Below are 18,834 nucleotides of genomic sequence, written 5' to 3'. Positions count from 1 at the left end.
AATGCCGGGTACTGCACCTGTGGGGTTTGACGTGACACCAGCAAGTGCCGTAGGTGGTTGTACTGCTGCATTCCACGTACCCGAGATAGCACCTGAACTGACCGAGTTTAGCTGTGTGCCTAGCTGGTTCAAGATCAACTGCAACTGGTTTGTATCTGCATACGTTACTGTCTTGCCATCGATGTTTGTTGTGATTGTTGGCAGCTGGATTAAGCTTATCTTGCCCATTAGTTGCGCCCCTGTCTGATCATGGTAGGCACCCACTCCATTACTTCGAAGTCGCCTGTAAAGGTCATCATTAGCTGATGCCATCTATCGGACTGGTCTACGTCAATACGGCTATCAGAAAGCACCAAACCGCCTACTGTTGCACTAGCAATGATCGAAGGGTCACTACTGCCCAATGTTGTCTTGCCCTGCCATATTGCTGTACCCGATGCCGGTTCCTGCTTGAATGTGATAAAGAACTGCTGCATGGACGAGTAGTAGCGGATATCACCAAATGCGTTAGTTGTAATCGTCGCGCCAGTTGACGTGCCTGATAGCGCTTGCAGCGTGTTAGTTGTATCGATGTAGCCTGGAGTCAGCAGGAAATTGATCCAGAACGACGAGTTATAGCTAATGTTTGGCAAGCTATTGTAGGTACTCCACTCCGTGCCCATGCTGTTGTACGTTAGCTCCCCGTTGAGGATCGTCACAAACCCCTGCATTGGTACGTTCATCATGCCCCACGTACCTGTTGACCAGTTGTAGGTTAGGCAAGTATCGATCTCTCCGTTTAGCGAGTTGTTGGAGGGGAACGCCCAGTAAATGACACGGTTAGTTTGATCGTAGTACGAACTAATGTTGCCAACATAATTTGGATTCAACGTAGCAAAGAACCAGCGACGCACGTTCTCACCAATTGGCACAGGCAAGCCGTATCCCTGGTATGCGTAGAAGTCATCCGGCCCAATAAAGTACAGCGTATTGTTGGTAGATACGATACATTCGTGGTTTAACGCACCAATTGTCTTGCTTACCGCTTGGAAGTCCCAGCCCACCGGATAACCTGTCTGCGTGCCCAGATACATGCTGTTCTTCTTGAACAAGATGGCATTGGCACCAAGCGATCCACCACCTGTAATTGGACCCGGTGTATCGATCAACTGTCCGTATGCTGACAGCGTTTGCATGTTGGTGTAGTTCCATTGCGTGTAGTCATACGATCCCGAGCAATACCAGAAGTCACCACCTGCTACGGCTGCTGGCTGCGAGCAATTGCACACAAACACTTGGCCGTTCGCAACAAATACGACCTCGCCTACTGGAGACTGATACAGAACTGGTGTCGCAGTACCGATTGTTGTGTAACCCCCACCTGTCAGCGTGATCGTTGGCGCCTTGAGGTAGCCGCTACCAGCATTAGAAATAACGATCGCGGTAACTACCCCGCCTGAAATGACTGCTGTTGCAGTTGCTTGGATGCCCGTGGAAACGTCTGGTGCTGAGATGGTGACTGTAGGTGCTGACGTGTAGCCTGCTCCCCCCGTAACCACGTTTATGGCTGAGACTGAAACAGGTACAGCAGTAAAGGCACCATTCTGCGAGCACTGCATTTGAGATGCGCCGTTGACAGCAAGCGAGACGTTACCCGTTGAGGCAAAGCGCCACTTACCGTCAGTAGCCAACGCATAGCCGCCTGACGCAGACTGGTTTACCCAAGCACCGCTTACGTCTTCGTACAAAGCACCGGCAGTACCTACAAACATGCGTGCAGTGCCATTCAAATTGAGAATGAGCGCTCCACCCATTGATGCACTTGACAATGCTGGGAGACCTGCATTAACAGGACTGGCAGCACTTTTGAAGCCGATCAGTGTAGGTACGACGTTGTTACAGCTTTGAAAAACGCCCGGTGTGCTAGGGTTCAGGTCAGGTGCAAAACCGATTAGCTTTTGTGGTTCAATATCAAGCATTGTTGCCATTATCGAACCCTCATTTGCAACTTACTACGTGCTGGGTAGCGTGCGATCTTGTCGGATTCCTTCATATCCAACACCGCGCTTTCCAGCTCCTCCGACCACATTGGCAAGCGCTCGTCATCCATCAGGTACTTGGCAGCTTCCACCAACACCGCATACAAATAGACGTTCGGCCAGTCTTCCAGCAACCAGTTAGATGGGTTAGCTTCGCTTAGTGGTTGTATTGTGCGAAAGTAATTGACGACAAGCAGCTTGACGCCGTCAACGTATGTTTGCAGGTACAAGTTGTTACCCAACGTGCTCCACTCACCACGCCCATATCGCTGTGGATCTGTACTCAAATTCTCGACAGACGTGTACTCCAGCTTCTTGCAGCCGTATATAACGTTAGCAATAGAGGCACAGTCCGTTGGCAGCGCTACAACGTTCGAACCCTGTGCAGGTTGAATGAGCCAGTCATTGGTGAACTGCGCTTCCATCGTGTCGATGGTCGCTCTCAGCTTCACCTCTGCTAGCTGGATGAAAACAGGAATCTGTGCAGTCAGATTGGTACGCTGTAGGTACGCAGCAATCGTAGCTTGCAGGTCATCATATGAATCGAAACTTAAACCGGACATTCAAATGCCTCTTTTTGTTATTGTTGTACTGCTTACTTCTTTGTCTTGCTGTTGTACGAGCGCAAACGGAAGTAGCTTAGATCGGGATCTGTCAAGATAGCGCGCAAATGCACACCGTTGGACTCCGCACTCCAAAACTCACGCCAGCTAACGCCACGTCTAATGCAATACTGCTCGATGACAATACCTGGAATATTCATCAACGGACGCATCTCTTCACCGTATGAACTGATGCTGTCGAGGTTCTTACTCCAGTCCTGCGCGTACTGCACGGAATCGCCCAGATCAACCGTATGTGCTACGGTGATGTTCTCGCCAGTTACGTCGTTATCGACAATAAACTCTGTCTTGCTCCAAGGCTTGTCGTCGAACTTGTTACCGAACGTGGTTTCCTTGACACCCGCATCTGCGCTTAGGTCCAACTGCTCTGCTGGCTTCTTCACGCCGCTAAGATCAAACGTTGCATTGCTGCCACTTGCAAAAAACTTGTTGCTCATTTACTTCAGCTCCTTGCGCTTTGCAGCAATCTTTCCGCTGTTTGCAATGCTTTGCAGCTCGGCCTTCAAGTCGCGGATAGCACGTACTTTGTGCCACTCACTTTCTCGTTGCAGTGGGTCCAAGCTGTCGATCATGCGAGCAACTGCATTCGACTCGATCTTTGCCAGTACATCGTTAAGCATTTGGTTGTTGAGGATTAGATTTGCTTCGTTACCCTTTGCAATCTGAAAGTCGTACTCTGTTGGTGATTTTGGTTTGCGTTCCATCTTCTATTGTCCTTTTAAGCTGGCATCGGCTCTGGTTCGTCCGGTGCATTTGGGTTGCGTGGCATCTTTGGTGCCTGTGGCTCTGGTGCGTTAGTAATCGCATTGAGCAGGTTTGCGTAGTCACCACTTGCATGCATGCTGATCTTTGCAACTGCGGCGTTCATTGAGTCAGTAGTGCTTTTAAACGTCTCGTTGAACATGGCTTGCTCATCCGCTGGTTTGACCATTGCTTGCAGAGCTGCTTGTTCGCGTTGAATTGCTGCTTGCAGGTACAGCTTCTCAAGCTCGATCTTTTGCTGCATCTGAAGCTTTGCCATCTCACGCTGGAAGTCCAGTTGCGCTTGCTTTGTGTCGTTGGCTTGCTGCGCTTGTAACTTCATTGCATCCAGTTCGGCTTGACGTTGCTGCTGTTGTGCTTCGTTCTGCGCCTGCTGCTGTGCAATCTGCAGCTTGATTTGATCTTGCGGCGGAATCTGTGGCTGTGGGGGCTGTGGCATTGGTGAAGGTGGCTTTGCTACAAACTCCTCTGTATTTGGGAAGCCCATAGCTCGTACTAACTTCTCTACCGTGTTGTACATATGGTTCAAGTTGACCATGCCTGTGCCCTGCTCCAACGCAAGCTGCTGCATACCCATAATCTGTTGCAGGTAAGCAATTTCACGTGCTCTGTCACCAGTACCCAATGCAACACGAATATCCACGTCGTACTGGTTACATGCATCCATCGGGTCAGCTTGCATAATTTGGCCGTTCAATCGGATCTGCATGTATTCGTTTTGGTACTGCGCCAATAGCTTCTGAATACGCAGTGCTAACGGTTTGAAGCCGTTCTCGGCAAACTCGCGTGCCATAAGCTTGATACGTTGCTCAGCACGTTCTGTCATCATGCTGTAGCCGCTAGCAGTCTGGTTCAGAATGTCCGCGTCACTACCTTGCGTCAGCTTTTGTACGCCTGTGCGCTCCTGCTTAACGGTGTCGAATGCCTCAAGCAACGTAGTAACAGCAGCTACATCTCCGCTACCAGTTGACAAGATACCCACCGACTCAGGCTTCTTGACGCGCACAATACCGCCTGGCTTGCTGTCCAAGAGGTCGTCAACGTTGACCTCGCCTTCTACTGCATATACCTGTGCGTTAGCGCCGTAGCTGATGTTGTCGATCAGTGCACGGTAAATCTGTGTTTGGTTAAGCTGGATCTGCTGTGCTTGTTCTGCAACTGATTGACCAAATGCCAAATGTGGCAATGGGTTGGACACGAGCATGATGAACGGATGACCGTCGCATGCCTCGTTCAGCAGGATCTCGCTACCGCATGTAATGACCTTGCGCCACTCAGCCAGACCGTCTCTGTCGTAGTCCACCTTCATGTAAGATTCAATGATCAAAATGCGTCGCATTGAAGGGTCTACTTCGTCGTGCTGATACGTCCATGCATAAGTTGAATCCAGTTCATGTCTTGTCTCATACGTCAAAGACATTTGTGGATCAAACTCCATGTCTGTAATGCGGTCGATCTGGTCTGGGTCAAAGTCCATTGCTCGCAGATCCGATGCAGTTACTTTCTTCGCATGTGCAACGTAATCCGCATGCTCTAAACTCGGCACTTGGTTATCGAAGTAAAACTCTTCCAGCGGAATGTTATCGATCTTGATCTTGCCCTTGCTGTTGCTTTTGCTGTCGGGCTCAATCGATACCTTGACGTCATGCAGCATTGAACTCGCTGATACGTCTGTGGGGTCTACTTGGATGCTTTGAGCAGCTTGCAGGGGATTCTGGCCTTGCTGTGCTGCATTAGCTGCCTGTTGTACTTGTGGAGCTACTAGCTGCGGTTGTTGGCCTGTCGCTACTGCGTTCGCAATGCTCAACCCATGCTGCAATGTTGTTAGCGCATCGAATGCTGGGTTCTCACGCATCTTGTGCGCTTTGATCGCCAACTCACCCGCATCTGCCGCAACTGCTAACGCGCCAAACTGTAAGTCCGTCAAACCTCTGTAAGTGGTAGTCTTTACTTCGGTATCTGGCTCCCAATACACTTTGACAATGCCGCCCGGTTGCATCAGTGCGTCGTGAATCCATGTACGAGCAACTTTGTAACCGCCCTGCTTGCGCCATACATGATTGACCATCGCTGTGGTCATCTCTGCGGACTTCTCTTGCGCAGGACTGCGAGCACTAAAGCTACAAACATCATCAGTGCCGCAAAACACATCTAGCAATGGTGGTAGCAGCCAGTTGATCGTATCTGCTACAGAGGTATCAACGTAATTGGAACGACCGCCGGTTTCAGGTGCCGCAAAGATGCCAGCTGGTTGTGCGAGGTAGTATTCGTTTGATACAGCAGCGCGAATAGAGATCTGGTCTTGCATGTGAGAACGTGCTCGGTTCTCACGTACGTGGATGATGCCAAGCAGTTCTTCGTCAGACATAGGGCCGTCTTCACCGACCTTCTGTGCCTCTACGTCGATAGCCGTCTTGTCATCCTGTGGCGTCAAGCCCGGCAACAACTGCTGCATTTGCTGTAGCTGCTGCTCGTACTTGTTTGTCTTGTCTTGGAAGATCGGATCGTTGTCTTCCGTTGGTGGCAATAATGGGTTCTTTCTTTTGGCCATTTATAGGTACCTTTACAGTACCTATATTTAGTTAGATGATGACACCAGTTAACGCGTTAGTTTTCCCGAACCATTGCAGTTCAAACAAAGCTCGTTGGGTCGCTCTGCTCGTATGACCTCAGTTTCGTACTTGCTGCACTCCCGCTCACTATCAAAGACAGCAACTATGTGCTTTTCCCATCCCTTTGGCTTCCCCTGCTTCAAGTCGTGGTACCCAAACATGCGGTACACCTCCCATAGCAGCTTGCCAGAGCCCCAGTAATGATCCCAGGCAGGCACACATACCGACGAACGTTTGCCCAAGTAGTACAGACCAGACTCATGCACAAGCAGATATACGTAGTGGAAATTTTTGCGTCTCTTTCTCATATTGTCTTCTCCACTCGTATTTAGGTCGGCGTGTTCCATGAAAAAAGCCCCAACATTGCTGTCAGGGCTTTTTACGCCGTAGAGTGCAGTCACCTCCGTCTGCACAAGCGTTGTTTAGACGTCGTTCAAGTCCGCAATGTTGAAGCTTGACGCTTCATTACGTGCTTCCAAAGTACCTTCCCAAACGATCTGGTAGTTAATGGAGTCACCAACAACAGCAAGCTCTGTAGTCTCGAAGCCACGCAGGTTAGCAAGTGCGAACATGTCTGTATCGACACCGAACACTGAAGTGGTTGCGTTTGCAATAACGCGGTCAGGAACGATTGTGATGTTACCGAACGCACTACCGTAGATGGTGTATGTGGTGTTCAGTGTAACGTTCTTGTCGCCGTTAATGTCCTGCATACGTGTAACACCGCCTGAGAAGCCGTTTTGTACCATCTTCGCATTTGGGGTCATCAGCAAGTAATCGACCTTGCCACCCTCTGTGTATGTCTGGGTGATAGCTTGCTGCAACAGCAGTTCAGTATAAGCACGGCCTGTACCTGCTGTTGGTGCTGTACCTGGATACTCACCTGTCAGACCGGGAGCGGAACCACCTGTACCACCGAAGTAGTTTGTCTTCAACCAGCCTGCAAGACCGGCCATCTGACGTGCGGTTGTTGAGGAACCAACGTTGACAGCAGTATTCAGGATCGCAGCGTACTCAATCGCCTTGGTAAGCTGGATCATATTTTTGCTTTGCGCACGTGCCAATTCGTTTGGACCTGCGTGGCTCACTGCTTCCTGTGACTTTGACACGCTGAAAGATGTACCGACGATCTGTGTGTAGTTACCCAGACGTGTGGTTGGGTTCTGAGTTACGAACACAGCATCTGCACCTTCAACCAGTGCAACTGGACCTGGTGTTGCCAGTACGTCTGTTTGCCACTCGTGGAAACGTGCTTTTGAACCAGTCTTCGCAATAGCGGAAGTGAATGGTGTGTCAGTTGGTGAAATCATGAATACCTTGTCAATGAGGTCTTCACGGTTACCCACTGACTGATATGTTGTCATTGTATTTGCGGTCATTTTTTATCCTTTTTATTAGACGCAAAGTTAAACGGTGCGATGCTTATCGCTTCTTTGTAGTCCACTGGCTAGCCAAGTAAGCTTCCAGCGTTCTCTGCGATGGGTTAGATCTAAACTGATCATTCACCGCTTTTGCATCGCGTGCGGCTTGAGTTTGAGCCTGTCTTTTTGCAAAGCCTGGGTCTCTATTCGTACCTACACCTGCTTTCAAAGTCTGCTTCGAAGGTTCAGCTTTCGCTTTCTTCTCTGCGTTAGCCTTTACTAATTTGTCGTACATTGCTGCCTTGTGAGCTACAACCAAGTACCGCACATCCGTCAGACCGTCTGCCTCGCTTTGGGAGAAACCTTCTGCATTCAGGTAGGACATAATTTCTCTGCCCGCCTTTGCTCGTACTGCATCATCCTTCCACGTTGGGAACACGTCCAACAGCTTTGCACGCTGCTGTGCTACAAACTCAACTTCGCGTGCTTTGAGCTCAGCCACCTCTTGAGCTTTAATCTGCTCCTGATGCTGCATTGCCAACTGCACTTGGTTCATACGAGCTGCCCAGATCTCTTTCTGTCTGATGTACTCAGCTGGGTTAGCATCAAACAGGGTTTGCCAATCTGGTTCTTGGCTCTTGTACGACTGGTCAATAAAATTCTGATAGTGATTGATAAGCCCCTTCAATGTTTCGCGTTCTTGTTGGTACGCTGACATTAGCTCATCCGCTTCTTTGCGCATTTTGGAAGCTTCTTGGAACTTGTCGTTGCTAGCACGCCACTTCTGTGCGTCTGCAATCAAATCAGACTGCTTAACTTTGATTTTCTGCCCATCTACTTGAAGCTCATACGATGGTTCTTCTTCCTTAGACTCCGCTTCGTCAGCATTGGTATCCTGTTCGGAATCGCTGTCCAACAACCCAAGGTCTAGCTCGTCTTCGCCATCTGCATGATCTTCAACTTCGCTTTCGGACACTGGAGTATCGTCAAAAGGATTGGGGATTGACCTACCACCTTGGTTGCCCTTGATGACGTGGTCTTGCTGCCCCATTAAATAGCTTGCGAGATCATCTTCGTTAAGGGATGCTTGGTTCTTCACGCCCTCGTCGCTAACACTTGCGCTCGTGCCGTCGAGTTGGGTAGTATCTGTAACGTTTGAATCCATTTTTATTTATCCTTGTTGTTCTATGGATTTAGTTGTGTTTTATCAAAAAACAGAATTCTTTCTGTAGTTGATAGGCTTGCCCCAGCTAGCGCTTAGGTTCGTACTCGTTAGGCTCTGCTGGTTGACTGCGAGGTAACGGAACGCGTCTGCTCCGTGCGAATACAGGTCATGGACTGGTTTGCCAAAGCTTCCGTCTGGTCGTTCGCTATAGCGATAGCGCTTCAAGCACTCCAGCAAGACTCCAGTGCTCTCCCTGTCGAAGTAGCACAATGCAAACAAGCTGCGAGCGGAACGGATGCCTTCGTCAATGCTGATGTTGGGTGTAATCTCAACTTTCCACCCGAATGCCTTCATTACCTCTTCTGCAGTTTGTCCTGTTTGAATGTTGTCGTGTCGCGCATCGTGCGGTAGGAAGCAAGTGCCCCAGTTGACCTGATGTTCTGTGCCCCATGTACGCAGCAATTGGTTGTACTCCGACAGCGTTTTGCGATTGTCTTCGAAGTAGCCAACGACACGTATTTCAGACAAAGTTCGCTGTACAAGGATGATTGCTGTTTGGTCTGCCATACCCAAGTCCCATATCGAATGGACAGCAAGACTTGGATCGACTCTCACACGTGTAACGCGCTCTTGCTCAAAAGCCTTTGATATCTCGCGGAAGTAGACTGCGCCCTGCTGTGCTGGCAGCACCTTGCCTTCCCAGATATGGCTGAACATGTCTTGCGACAGACGACCTTTGTCCGCATTAAGCTCTACCTCTAGTACGCTAGGAAACCACGGGTTATGCAGGTAGTTGACTTCGATATCTTTGACGTCTTCACGTGAGTTGAGCACGTAGCGGTGATAGACCGCATCTGTGTCCAAACTCGGGTTCCACGTAAAGTAGAAACGACTGCCTTCGTTACGGATCGTAGGGATGAGAATGTTTAAGCTTTTGTCTGTTAGACCTGCTGCTTCCTCACCCCAACAAATATCGATACCAGAGAACGACTTAATCGATTCAACAGTCTGGTCAGACAAGCCCTTAAAGATGAACGCGCTGCCGTTTGCTCCGCGGATCTCGTTTAGCGTGTAGCTGTAGAAGTGGCCCAATCCCAGCTCGTCGATCAAGTCAACGAGGTTCTGATACACGGAGTCTTTGATACTGTTTTGGACTTCGCGGAAGCACAGCACTTTGATTGGCTTGTGATATGCCTGTAGCAGCAGTATCTTTGCGACAGTGACGGACTTGCCGGAGCCACGTCCACCGCGCATTGATACAAAGCGATACTTTGTGTCCAGCAATGGCAGAAACTTGTCCGCTATCGCTGTATCGTAGTCAGTACCGGCAAGTGGTTTGCCGTTGATATCGACAACACCCAACAGACTCTGATTTGGTGTAGAGGCGAATACGCCTATGCGGAACTGCTTTGGTTGCTGGATCTGCTGTTGTTGCTTGACCAACTCCTCCAAAGCACCGAGGCGCTTTAGAAGTGCTGTTGTCATACTTTCAACGGCACCGCCTCACCAAGACGATTAAACGAGAACGTGTTTTGCAAGATCGTTTCCAGTTGCTCGATGCGTTTGACCAGCGCTTCTTGCTCATGCACGGTTGCGATGTGCTTGATGCTGTTGATGATGTCGAGCGCAACGTCTGGTGGAATCTCGCCCTTGCTCATTGCCTCCATAACCACTTCGGCCTTCTCGTGGTAAGGCGCACTTCGGTCGTACTGGAATGCGATATTCGGGAGTGTTGTACGTGCTGTTGGTACTGCTGCTTTTAGAAACTGCTCCAGCATCTCTTTGTTGTTGTTCTGGAACGCCTCTGTCACGATGTAGTCGTACAGTTGATCCTCAGACCAGTTTTGAACACGTTGTAGTGCTGCTAGTGCTTTGGTCTTCGGCGACTTACCTCGTGTATTGCCCGGTGTAGGCTGGTTTGCAGAGGTAAAAGCATTGGAAGGTTTATTGGTATTAGACATAGGTCCTCGTCTGATCGCCATTGGTAGAAAGGCGAGGTCGTATGTCTATTTAGCAACGCGAGAACAGTAGTTAAAACTAGCTGTATTTGATGTTGGGTGTGTTGGGTACGAATCGACGAATGTTGGGTGCTTTTTTCGGTACTCAACAGCGGCAAAACCGTGCTGGCTCTACGATTGGTCGGTTTGTGTTGAGTATGTTGGGTACTTTCCGCGTCTATTTCTGGAAGTAGAAATGGCCCCCAACACTGCTGTCAGGGGCACATTTTGTACTGCCTAGGCTGTTATGCGGCACTACGAGGCCAAGGCCATGCAGCAGGCTCGGGCTGTACTTGCACGTGCTCCGGTTTGCGCGCATCAACTGCGCCACGTTCAAGCGCTTCCGTGTACCTGGCAAACAAGCTGTCCGGCCAATCGTTGCCAAGCAGCTCAACTTGCTTGCTGGGTGCAAGGTCAACGTGTTTGAGCTTCTTAGCGTCAGTGCCATCAAGCTTTTGCGCGTACAAGTCTTTCGCTTCTTCCAAGCAGTCGGCGACCTTGAAGCGCAGCGCCCCACCAACACGACCAAAGAACTTAACGTACTGGTCGCCCACATGCATAACGCCCCAAATGCTGTCTTTCTTGGGCTTGTCGTTTTTTCCCTTTCCCTTGATAAACGCGTGCCCTACGAAGCACACAGAGGTACCACCAACAGGTTTCGCTTCTGGGACATGCACGGAGTCAGGTGCTACCTCAGCAGGGGAACCAGCGTCGCTCTGGTCAACCACAGGCACATTTTGTTCAACTGCTTGTGCTTGCTTATCCGCTGCACGCTTCTCGCGCTTCTTGATTGCGTCGGGGGTCATCGAAAGTTGCTTTGCCATTTTCAGTCTCCTTAGTAGCCGAGCAGATCACGTGCTGCTTGCAGTTCTGCGGGGATAACGTCGCACACAACACGTACAACACCTGCGGCATCTACTTCTTCGCTGAACACAATCAGCGTGCCGTCCTTGTTGTCGATCGTGGGATGCGGTCTGTAGTGCGTGTCGATCCAGTTGATAAGACGTTGCGTTTGCACCTTGTTTCTCCTTGTTGCCTAACCATGTTCCGATGGTAATTTCGCATGGCAACCATGCAAGCGAAGAACGCAACCAAACCAGTTGTATTTGGCTATTGGTGGAGATGCGTTCAATTGGAAACCACAATTGAACTGGCAGTTGATTGGTAGCCACACGAACGTACCATCAGAAGGTGGTAAACGACACGTCAACTGATAAGGAATACAAACCATGTCCTACGAACTTCCGCGTCCCGCAAAGCTGCTAGTCGAAGTGCATAGCAAGTACCTGGGGCTTAATGCTGGCCGTACTCACAAAGCGGGAAAAAAGTGCAAGGTACAGCGCAGCCCTGCTGATCCCGGCCTGTTCATCATTTGGTTTGGTAAGACTGAGATTGCGAAAGTGCCCGCCCTGCAACTCACGCAAACCATCGAGTACACCGACGGTCGCAAGCAGCTTTGAACGCAAGCTTGCAAAGTGCTATAACATACAAGGAGCTAACGACTGTGAGGGACCAAATGGACCTGCTGAAGTTCGAGGCTGACATGGAAGTCATGCGGAACACGAGCCAAAAGCTGATGGCAGAGACAGCAAAGCTCGTGGACGAGAGCGCCAAGCTTCGAAGGGAACGCACTTGGATGCCCTTTGTGTGGGGCGCGACGACCGCATCAGCCGTGATCGGCGCAATCGTCAGCCTCTCGCTGCTGTTCGCGAAGATGATGCACTGAATTAACCGGACCTGACAAAACGAAAGGAAGCCCTGAGCTTATGCTTGGGGCTTTTTTCTTCTGTATTGTTCAGATCTTCGGCTTTACCACTCGGCAGGTCGCAACGAACTGACTAGAGACAACATACTGGGTATGCTTTACGCTCGCACCGTTCCAGTCGCTGTGGGTGTCATTCGCATAGTATGTCTCAACCAAGTTGAGGTTCACGCGATCAATGCGAATCACGTCGAGGTCAAACATGCTGTTCTGGTGGCGCTTGAAGAACGGACTTGTTTCCGTATTGATGTTCGTTTCGCGAAGCCATTCGGCAACGTAGGTAAGAGGGTTCGCTGTGCAATCGTTGGAAAACGTATAGCTGTCGCTGGTACTCTCGCACAAGATGAGCTTGCGAGCCGGATACGAACCAAGGCTGCTGGGTTGAAGTGTATCGCCTGCTAGCGTAAATCGACCGACGACACTGCTGGGTGCAGGTATCTCAACATCCTTCGGCGCATTATGTCCCTCCCAAGTCATCCTCCCTTCGCAGTCCAGCAACGTATCCCCATTTGATTGCGCCAATGCAATGCCGGAGTTTGCCGCAGCCAGCATCACGATCACCATACAGAGTTTCGCCCGCATCGTCCGGTCTCTCGCTCTTGTCATTTTTACGGACTATCCCAGCGCTTTGTCACGTTCGGACAGCAGCACGATTGCAGCGCCGGTCATGTGCAACATGTAGGCGACAAGGTCCGCCGGTACTTCAGTAGGCTCCGCACCTTGCCCATGTCCTGCCAACTTGTTTCTGGCAGTCGGCACACCAGATTCCAGTGTGGAGCGCAGCGAGCCGAAATGGCTTTGCCAGAAGTCAGGTACCAACTTGTTGTCGAAAATGGCCTTGATCAGGTCACCGGCAGTACCACGCCCACCAACGCTCCAACCGCGCTTGTTGCAGATTACCTTCATCATGCTTTCAAACGCCTTCAGGCAATCACTCAGCGCCTCTTTTGCACGTCCGTGCCTGTAATGCTCGTGCGCTGCCAGATATTCTTCCTGCACTCCCTCGTAACCAGGCTCATTCAACAACTCTAGCGCCGGCCGCACAACTTCGCTATGCAATAGCTGCGAGTCTACGCGCAGTATCTCACCGTTCTGAAACACGTATCCGACGCCGTGCTCCCGCATTCGCGTATTGATTTCCTCAAGTGCTTCGTCAGCCAGCTTATCGTTGTTGCGTTCGCCGCGATAGTCAACGTTGCGTGTCAGTTTGTCAATCGCTCGACACGATACTTCCACGGCATCCAATAGCTTATCGACGTCTGTCTCATCGAGCAGAAAACCCCTAAGCTGCTTAAAGTGATTTGTGTCGCGGAGGCTGGTGGGCAGCCTAAACCAGCCGTGCTCTCGGCAAAGTATGTCGACAATCAATTTATGAACCTTTTGAACTCCTTTGTAGCTATCGTAGTACTCCTCCTCTGTCCCGAGAACGTCATCAAGAATGTGGACTAGCTGTACGCGCAATGGCACTGGGATCGCGTCGTACTGGTAGACGTCGTGAACTTCCCCGAGTGCTCGCTTCTTCCGCTTCGAATACAAGTCAAACACTGCCATGTTCGCTTCCCTAGTGTAGTAATTGCTCGGCCCAACGCTTACGAGCGCGAGACCGAATCGGCTTTCATATTATAAGCAACTAAGTGTGCGGGAAATCGCAGTGGATTGCGCTCGCATAAAAAAGGGAGCAATGATTGCTCCCTTTTTTTTGCGCCGTGGGCTGTTAGACGCCTACACCAGTGTTTTCAAGTGTGCAAGCGCAACTTCAAGTGCTGCCACAATGCCGGCAATACCTGAAACGGCTTCTGGTGCTGCACTAGCTACTGCTTCCACTGCTGCTACTGCGGGTGCGGCTGACGGGTCAACTGCGGCAACGACGGTGCCCACTGTCTGAACCAGTGGTTGAGCTGCCACTACTGCCCCTTCCGCGGATGCGATTGCTTGGTCTACGGTATCTGTCATGGATAACTCCTTACGTAAGTCTGACAGCCATATTTAGCAAGCGCTACGCACCTCGTCCCTAGGTACCCAAAGTGCTAATATTTGCAACAGCTTTCATTCACAACAAGGTCACTGTCGGGGAAAACATGGAACAGAAGTGGGATTTGACAACCAACCAAGGAATGGGGCAGGCCCTGGCGAGTCTTAAAGACAACCCTCTCTATAAGGCATTGGGTTTCGAACCAACCGTTTACCTGCTAGGCAAAGCCATCGACTTCGTCAAGAGCGCATTCGACAACGGACCAACGATACAAGCGCAGCGCGAAGCGGCTGAAGCGATGATCAAAGCCGGCAGAGAAAACGGCGCCGAGTCCATCGAAATCACAATGGATCAAGATGCTGGGTTAGGTCTCAAGGGTAAATTTGGCCCCGAAAACGTGGAAGCCAAGGTCGGCAAGTCGGGCAAGATGACTGTCAAGGTCAAGTACAAGTAAACGTAGAGATTATTGTAATGGCACGCCCGAAATCACAGACGCTATTCCACTTCACCCCCAAACTGGAATATCTCAAAAGCATTCTCAGGAACGGATTTCACCCCCGCTACTGCCTCGAAGATATGAGCTGGTCCGGGCAGAGTCTTGCAAATGCATTTCCGATGGTTTGCTTCTGCGACATACCGCTCGGTCGCGTTGATCAACACGTTCAACAGTATGGAAACTACGGCATTGGAATGTCTAGAACGTGGGCAGTGCGGAACCGATTGAATCCGGTGATCTATTTGAGCAGTACCAGTATGCTCGGGGATTCGGTCCAAAATTTAAACTCTGAATTGCTTCAAATGGACGAGGCAGTAAAAAAGAAACCACGACGCAATTTTTTGGAGATTGCTCGAAATATTAAGCCGCTCACCGGCAGCATGAAGGTCAAGGGAGTGATGATCGACAATGTCGACTTCTATCAAGAATCGGAGTGGCGGTATGTTCCGGACCATGATCAGATAGATTTCTTTATTCCGCGCTCTAAATGGGACACTGATGGGGTTATTGAAGCAGCGAACAAAAAAACATTTGAACACTGTCTGCTTGGCTTTAACGCTGACGACATTCGTTATCTCTTTGTCGAGAAGGATGCGGACATTCCTGAACTTGTGGACTTCATGCGGTCCAGTGCGTCAGGCTTGGGCAAACGCTTCACCGACGAGGACATGAAGATCCTGCAGACGCGCATAGTTTCGCAGGAAAGCTTGGCGCAAGATCTTTAATGTGGAAAGAGGGCAAGCGACGGTTAGCGGCCTGCCCTTAGCACACACGCTTTCTCAGGTCTGTATGCTTACGTACCGTCTACGAAAATGCTTCGCGAGTCTACATAGACGCAGCTCCGAATCAATACCGTAAAGGTTACTTCATACGGCGTGCAGCCACGTATCCATATGCAGCGTTTGTAGACGTTCCAAACGTACAGCGCACGACCAGATACACTGTTGTATTCGCATTGAGGTTCAGTCGCATGCGACCAACTGGCGAAACAATCCCCGTACCCGCCGATGCTGAAAACGGCAGTAGTACAGATGCACCGTAATTCGGATGCGCTGGCATAGTCGCGGACGTTGTGTTAAGCGCTGCAACAAATGCAGACTGTGTCGTCGTAGCTCCTGGTGACGTTCCAACCGAACCATAAATCTCCCAATCGCCCGGCGTCAGGTTGATCGAGGTAACGTTGGTGTTAGTGCCTGAGGTCAGAGAAACAGCAGAACCAGCAGGGACGTTGCTGTAAATAAACTCCCCAATATTGCCAGCGGCAGCTTCCATCGCATAATCAACCGCGATAATGCCGCCAGACGGGTTAAAGCTTGATGCTACGGTTAGCGTGTTGATGACCACCGTACCAGTGTTGTTCTTGACACTGATCGGGGTGTCAGTCCAAGTACCACCAACGTATCGGTTTAGATCCAAATTGTCAGTGGCTGCATCTTTAGCGAATTCCCAACGCAGCGACCCATTGCTAGCCATGAGGAAGGACGCGTCGCCAGTCCCCGTGGGTTCGTTAAGCGTCAAAACTGAACCTGTTGCGGTTATGGTTTGTGCGCCATTAAACGTGTTAGCTCCAGTGGATGCAGCTCCGAGATTCGCCAGTGCGGCGGATGCGGTCGTCGCCCCTGTTCCACCGTTTGCTACTTGCAGCGTTCCTGTGATGTGAGTTGTCAGCCCTACTTGCCCATACACGGGAGCGGAGCCAACGCCACCGCTGAGAAGAACCTTACCAACAGCAACATCAGGAAGTGATGCCAACGACGACAAACCAGATGCAACGACGAGGTCGCCAACATTGTAGGTTGTTAGTCCAGTACCGCCATTTCCAACGGCAATCGTGCCCGTCACGTTTGCTGCGTTCCCGCTGATGTTGGTAGTTCCGAGGGCGCCTGCAATCTGTGCACCAGTAGCCGCTGTCATCGCAGATGTGCCATTGCCAAATGCAATACCGGACAACGACGTAGCCCCTGTGCCACCATTTGATACCGCTACCGTGCCGGTTACGTTGGCAGCACTACCGCTGATGTTTGCCGTGCCCAGCGTCGCTGCAATCTGAGGACCAGTCGCCGCGCTCATTGCTGCTGTGCCATTACCGTAGACAACGCCAGTAATAGTTCCTACACCAGTTCCGCCGTTACTTGGATTGACCGGACCAGTATTGTCTACCGTTCCTTGGTTATCCTTAACTAACGAGTTTTGACCGCAAATAACCGTGCCGTTGTTATAGGCGTGGTAGCCTCCATCACCTGTTGGGTTCGCAAGGTTGCCCAGAACATTGTTATTCGTGATCGTGTTGTAGTCCGCTGGCTCGCTGCCAGTGACGCCACCGGGATATTCTACGATACCGTAGTTCTGCGTTTGAGCCGAATGGGTTATCGTATATGGAGTAGCAAACGTGGTTCCATACGCTGCATCAATATTAAGAGGAACAGCATAAGGCTGAATAATGTCCATACAGCTATTACCAATAACAGTACAATAAGTTGCACCATTCAGAGTAATACCGTTGTAGCCATTCCCGGGAATACCATCCGTGATTGAAATACCATTCGACTCAACGGTATTGCCGATAACCCTGTGATAGCTGCCATAGATAGCAATACCGTCACGGTTGTTATACATGACTACGTTATTCGTTATGATTGATCCAGCGTTATCGCCCGCGCTGTCATCTACACCATATGGGATACCCTCCAGCACTGCAATACCGCAACCCGCGCTGTAGAAGATTCTGTTGCCATCCACGATATGTCGGCCACCCGGCGCGCCAGACATGAAATCAAGTGTAATCGCGTGAAGGTTAGAGCCTGCGCCAGCACCATAGCCTGCGTGAAGGATGAAGTTGTCACATACACTGTTGCAGTAGCCACCATGAATCCAAACCGCCGAATAAGCACTGTCTTGAATGTAGTTGCCACGCACTTCGCACATCGAGCAGTTAGCTACTCGGATCGACTGATAACCCGACGCACTAGGATAGGTATCTTTGAATACGTGGTTGTTTTCCGCGACACAGTTGAACGCATTAATTAGAAGGATCGAGTAGTAGCCACAATCCTGAATCATGTTGTTCGAGATATGAATATCCGAAGATGTATCCGCCATTGGACCACCACCGTCCGTCTGGTAGAGACCGTTGCCGTACATTCGGTTATGTGCGATCTCACCCCCACGACAGTACACGATATAGTTCGTTTCGTAGTAGGAGTTAGTAAAGTCACATTCTGTAATCAGGAAATTTTCAACACCACAGAAAGAAACACCTTCTCCTGACTGCTGAGTGCGATTACCGTCAAACTTTAGGCCACATACGATAATGTCTCGGTCAACAATATGCTGCGGCAATCCAGCAGCATTTTTGTTAATCATGATGTGAGTGGTCGCATAATCTCCACGGCCATCAGTTGTACCCGGACTTGGAAGTGTTCCAATCAATCGAATAATTGATGTAGCGCCCGCCCCCGACACTTTGGTATTCGAACCAACCATAAGTGCAGCGTAATTCATTCGATTAGATGCCTTGGTTAGCCACAGATAGTTAGCCACTGGAGCCATAACCATGTATGTGCCTTCGGGAAAGAAAACCTCCCCACCACCGATAGATGTTACGTGGTCAAGTGCTGCCTGAATGCTCACGGTGTCGTCAGTTACACCATCACCGACCGCTCCGAAATCCTTAACCGTAACGACGTAATCCTTCGAAAGTTGATTGGCAATAGTTTGTGCGGTATTGGCCGCTGCTTGTGCTGTACTGGCGTTTGAAGCGACTTGCGCTGCGGAATTGGCCGCTGCATTGGCAGAATTCAATGCTTGTGCTGCGGAACCGGCCGCGTTCGTCGCACTTGTTGACGCATTCGTAGCGTAGCTGTTCGCAAGACTGGCCTGCGCGGTAGCTGTATTTCCTACGTCGATTGCACTCTGAACCGTTGCCTGCGCTTCGGTTACCAGGGTCATTATCTGCTGCAAGTCATTGCCAACAGGGATCGGCAGATACGGACCAAAGTTGGACACCAAGGTGCCTTGATCCGTTTGTATGGTGAAGGTAAGTTGTGAATCACTCATTTATTGTTCT

At 50.4% G+C, this 18,834-nt stretch carries 19 protein-coding genes; 4 read left to right on the top strand and 15 right to left on the bottom strand.

Going from position 1 to position 18,834, the window contains the following annotated elements:
• Positions 1-227 precede the first annotated feature (227 nt).
• From HZI36_RS00675 to HZI36_RS00625, 11 genes are all read right to left on the bottom strand, one after another.
• A complete protein-coding gene (locus tag HZI36_RS00675) occupies positions 228-1,967 on the bottom strand; it encodes a hypothetical protein (RefSeq protein ID WP_179400686.1) in 1,740 nt (579 codons plus the stop codon).
• Complete coding sequence (locus HZI36_RS00670; RefSeq protein ID WP_179400685.1) at positions 1,967-2,581, bottom strand: phage adaptor protein; 615 nt, start codon at positions 2,579-2,581, stop codon at positions 1,967-1,969. The genes HZI36_RS00675 and HZI36_RS00670 overlap by 1 nt, the downstream gene beginning before the upstream one ends.
• 32 nt (positions 2,582-2,613) lie before the next feature.
• Entirely contained in the window at positions 2,614-3,078 is a 465-nt protein-coding gene (locus HZI36_RS00665) for a hypothetical protein (protein ID WP_179400684.1), read from the bottom strand.
• Entirely contained in the window at positions 3,079-3,345 is a 267-nt protein-coding gene (locus HZI36_RS00660) for a hypothetical protein (protein WP_179400683.1), read from the bottom strand.
• A 14-nt stretch (positions 3,346-3,359) separates the two neighbouring features.
• Positions 3,360-5,954 (bottom strand): portal protein, encoded by a 2,595-nt coding sequence (locus HZI36_RS00655; protein ID WP_179400682.1) that lies wholly within the window; start codon positions 5,952-5,954, stop codon positions 3,360-3,362.
• A 483-nt stretch (positions 5,955-6,437) separates the two neighbouring features.
• Positions 6,438-7,394, bottom strand: a complete 957-nt coding sequence (locus tag HZI36_RS00650; protein WP_179400681.1) for an SU10 major capsid protein — start codon at positions 7,392-7,394, stop codon at positions 6,438-6,440.
• Positions 7,395-7,437: 43 nt separating this feature from the next.
• Positions 7,438-8,541, bottom strand: coding sequence for a hypothetical protein (locus HZI36_RS00645; protein ID WP_179400680.1), 1,104 nt, complete (start codon positions 8,539-8,541; stop codon positions 7,438-7,440).
• 42 nt (positions 8,542-8,583) lie between these two features.
• Entirely contained in the window at positions 8,584-10,026 is a 1,443-nt protein-coding gene (locus HZI36_RS00640) for a PBSX family phage terminase large subunit (protein WP_179400679.1), read from the bottom strand.
• Positions 10,023-10,502, bottom strand: coding sequence for a hypothetical protein (locus tag HZI36_RS00635; RefSeq protein ID WP_179400678.1), 480 nt, complete (start codon positions 10,500-10,502; stop codon positions 10,023-10,025). The genes HZI36_RS00640 and HZI36_RS00635 overlap by 4 nt, the downstream gene beginning before the upstream one ends.
• Positions 10,503-10,783: 281 nt before the next feature.
• Complete coding sequence (locus HZI36_RS00630) at positions 10,784-11,362, bottom strand: hypothetical protein (protein WP_179400677.1); 579 nt, start codon at positions 11,360-11,362, stop codon at positions 10,784-10,786.
• Between the two features lie 11 nt (positions 11,363-11,373).
• Positions 11,374-11,556 carry a hypothetical protein gene (locus tag HZI36_RS00625; RefSeq protein WP_179400676.1) on the bottom strand — a complete coding sequence of 61 codons (183 nt, stop codon included), beginning with the start codon at positions 11,554-11,556 and terminating at the stop codon, positions 11,374-11,376.
• 211 nt (positions 11,557-11,767) lie between these two features.
• Between HZI36_RS00625 and HZI36_RS00620 the strand changes: the two genes are divergently transcribed.
• Complete coding sequence (locus HZI36_RS00620) at positions 11,768-11,998, top strand: hypothetical protein (RefSeq protein ID WP_179400675.1); 231 nt, start codon at positions 11,768-11,770, stop codon at positions 11,996-11,998.
• 56 nt (positions 11,999-12,054) lie between these two features.
• The gene (locus HZI36_RS00615) at positions 12,055-12,264 is read left to right on the top strand and encodes a hypothetical protein (RefSeq protein ID WP_218883526.1); all 210 of its coding nucleotides are present in this window, start codon (positions 12,055-12,057) and stop codon (positions 12,262-12,264) included.
• A gap of 69 nt (positions 12,265-12,333) precedes the next feature.
• On the opposite strand, the gene HZI36_RS00610 is transcribed toward HZI36_RS00615, so the two are convergent.
• The 3 genes from HZI36_RS00610 to HZI36_RS00600 all read right to left on the bottom strand — a co-directional run bounded on the left by HZI36_RS00610 (position 12,334) and on the right by HZI36_RS00600 (position 14,253).
• Positions 12,334-12,864 (bottom strand): hypothetical protein, encoded by a 531-nt coding sequence (locus HZI36_RS00610; RefSeq protein ID WP_179400673.1) that lies wholly within the window; start codon positions 12,862-12,864, stop codon positions 12,334-12,336.
• A gap of 51 nt (positions 12,865-12,915) precedes the next feature.
• A complete protein-coding gene (locus tag HZI36_RS00605) occupies positions 12,916-13,851 on the bottom strand; it encodes an STM4504/CBY_0614 family protein (protein WP_179400672.1) in 936 nt (311 codons plus the stop codon).
• Positions 13,852-14,022: 171 nt separating this feature from the next.
• Complete coding sequence (locus tag HZI36_RS00600; protein WP_179400671.1) at positions 14,023-14,253, bottom strand: hypothetical protein; 231 nt, start codon at positions 14,251-14,253, stop codon at positions 14,023-14,025.
• Positions 14,254-14,378: 125 nt separating this feature from the next.
• Here HZI36_RS00600 and HZI36_RS00595 point away from each other — a divergent pair, with 125 nt between their 5' ends.
• Positions 14,379-14,726, top strand: a complete 348-nt coding sequence (locus HZI36_RS00595) for a hypothetical protein (protein WP_179400670.1) — start codon at positions 14,379-14,381, stop codon at positions 14,724-14,726.
• Between the two features lie 17 nt (positions 14,727-14,743).
• Positions 14,744-15,493: an abortive infection system antitoxin AbiGi family protein gene (locus tag HZI36_RS00590; protein ID WP_179400669.1), complete on the top strand. Its 750-nt coding sequence runs from the start codon at positions 14,744-14,746 to the stop codon at positions 15,491-15,493.
• A 136-nt stretch (positions 15,494-15,629) separates the two neighbouring features.
• Here the strand turns inward: HZI36_RS00590 and HZI36_RS00585 are convergent, their stop codons facing one another.
• On the bottom strand, positions 15,630-18,824 hold the full coding sequence (locus tag HZI36_RS00585) for a glycosyl hydrolase family 28-related protein (RefSeq protein WP_179400668.1): 3,195 nt from the start codon (positions 18,822-18,824) through the stop codon (positions 15,630-15,632).
• Positions 18,825-18,834: the final 10 nt, after the last annotated feature.

The organism is Burkholderia guangdongensis (genome assembly GCF_013403875.1).
GTDB classification, from domain to species: domain Bacteria; phylum Pseudomonadota; class Gammaproteobacteria; order Burkholderiales; family Burkholderiaceae; genus Burkholderia; species Burkholderia guangdongensis.
Note: the sequence above shows the minus strand (reverse complement) of the source record. Positions and strands in the feature narration are given on the sequence as shown.

Bases quoted from the DNA above. Each gene is read 5' to 3' on its own strand.
- HZI36_RS00675 (WP_179400686.1), bottom strand. From the start codon at position 1,967: ATGGCAACAATGCTTGATATTGAACCACAAAAGCTAATCGGTTTTGCA.
- HZI36_RS00670 (WP_179400685.1), bottom strand. From the start codon at position 2,581: ATGTCCGGTTTAAGTTTCGATTCATATGATGACCTGCAAGCTACGATT.
- HZI36_RS00665 (WP_179400684.1), bottom strand. From the start codon at position 3,078: ATGAGCAACAAGTTTTTTGCAAGTGGCAGCAATGCAACGTTTGATCTT.
- HZI36_RS00660 (WP_179400683.1), bottom strand. From the start codon at position 3,345: ATGGAACGCAAACCAAAATCACCAACAGAGTACGACTTTCAGATTGCA.
- HZI36_RS00655 (WP_179400682.1), bottom strand. From the start codon at position 5,954: ATGGCCAAAAGAAAGAACCCATTATTGCCACCAACGGAAGACAACGAT.
- HZI36_RS00650 (WP_179400681.1), bottom strand. From the start codon at position 7,394: ATGACCGCAAATACAATGACAACATATCAGTCAGTGGGTAACCGTGAA.
- HZI36_RS00645 (WP_179400680.1), bottom strand. From the start codon at position 8,541: ATGGATTCAAACGTTACAGATACTACCCAACTCGACGGCACGAGCGCA.
- HZI36_RS00640 (WP_179400679.1), bottom strand. From the start codon at position 10,026: ATGACAACAGCACTTCTAAAGCGCCTCGGTGCTTTGGAGGAGTTGGTC.
- HZI36_RS00635 (WP_179400678.1), bottom strand. From the start codon at position 10,502: ATGTCTAATACCAATAAACCTTCCAATGCTTTTACCTCTGCAAACCAG.
- HZI36_RS00630 (WP_179400677.1), bottom strand. From the start codon at position 11,362: ATGGCAAAGCAACTTTCGATGACCCCCGACGCAATCAAGAAGCGCGAG.
- HZI36_RS00620 (WP_179400675.1), top strand. From the start codon at position 11,768: ATGTCCTACGAACTTCCGCGTCCCGCAAAGCTGCTAGTCGAAGTGCAT.
- HZI36_RS00615 (WP_218883526.1), top strand. From the start codon at position 12,055: ATGGACCTGCTGAAGTTCGAGGCTGACATGGAAGTCATGCGGAACACG.
- HZI36_RS00610 (WP_179400673.1), bottom strand. From the start codon at position 12,864: ATGGTGATCGTGATGCTGGCTGCGGCAAACTCCGGCATTGCATTGGCG.
- HZI36_RS00605 (WP_179400672.1), bottom strand. From the start codon at position 13,851: ATGGCAGTGTTTGACTTGTATTCGAAGCGGAAGAAGCGAGCACTCGGG.
- HZI36_RS00600 (WP_179400671.1), bottom strand. From the start codon at position 14,253: ATGACAGATACCGTAGACCAAGCAATCGCATCCGCGGAAGGGGCAGTA.
- HZI36_RS00595 (WP_179400670.1), top strand. From the start codon at position 14,379: ATGGAACAGAAGTGGGATTTGACAACCAACCAAGGAATGGGGCAGGCC.
- HZI36_RS00590 (WP_179400669.1), top strand. From the start codon at position 14,744: ATGGCACGCCCGAAATCACAGACGCTATTCCACTTCACCCCCAAACTG.
- HZI36_RS00585 (WP_179400668.1), bottom strand. From the start codon at position 18,824: ATGAGTGATTCACAACTTACCTTCACCATACAAACGGATCAAGGCACC.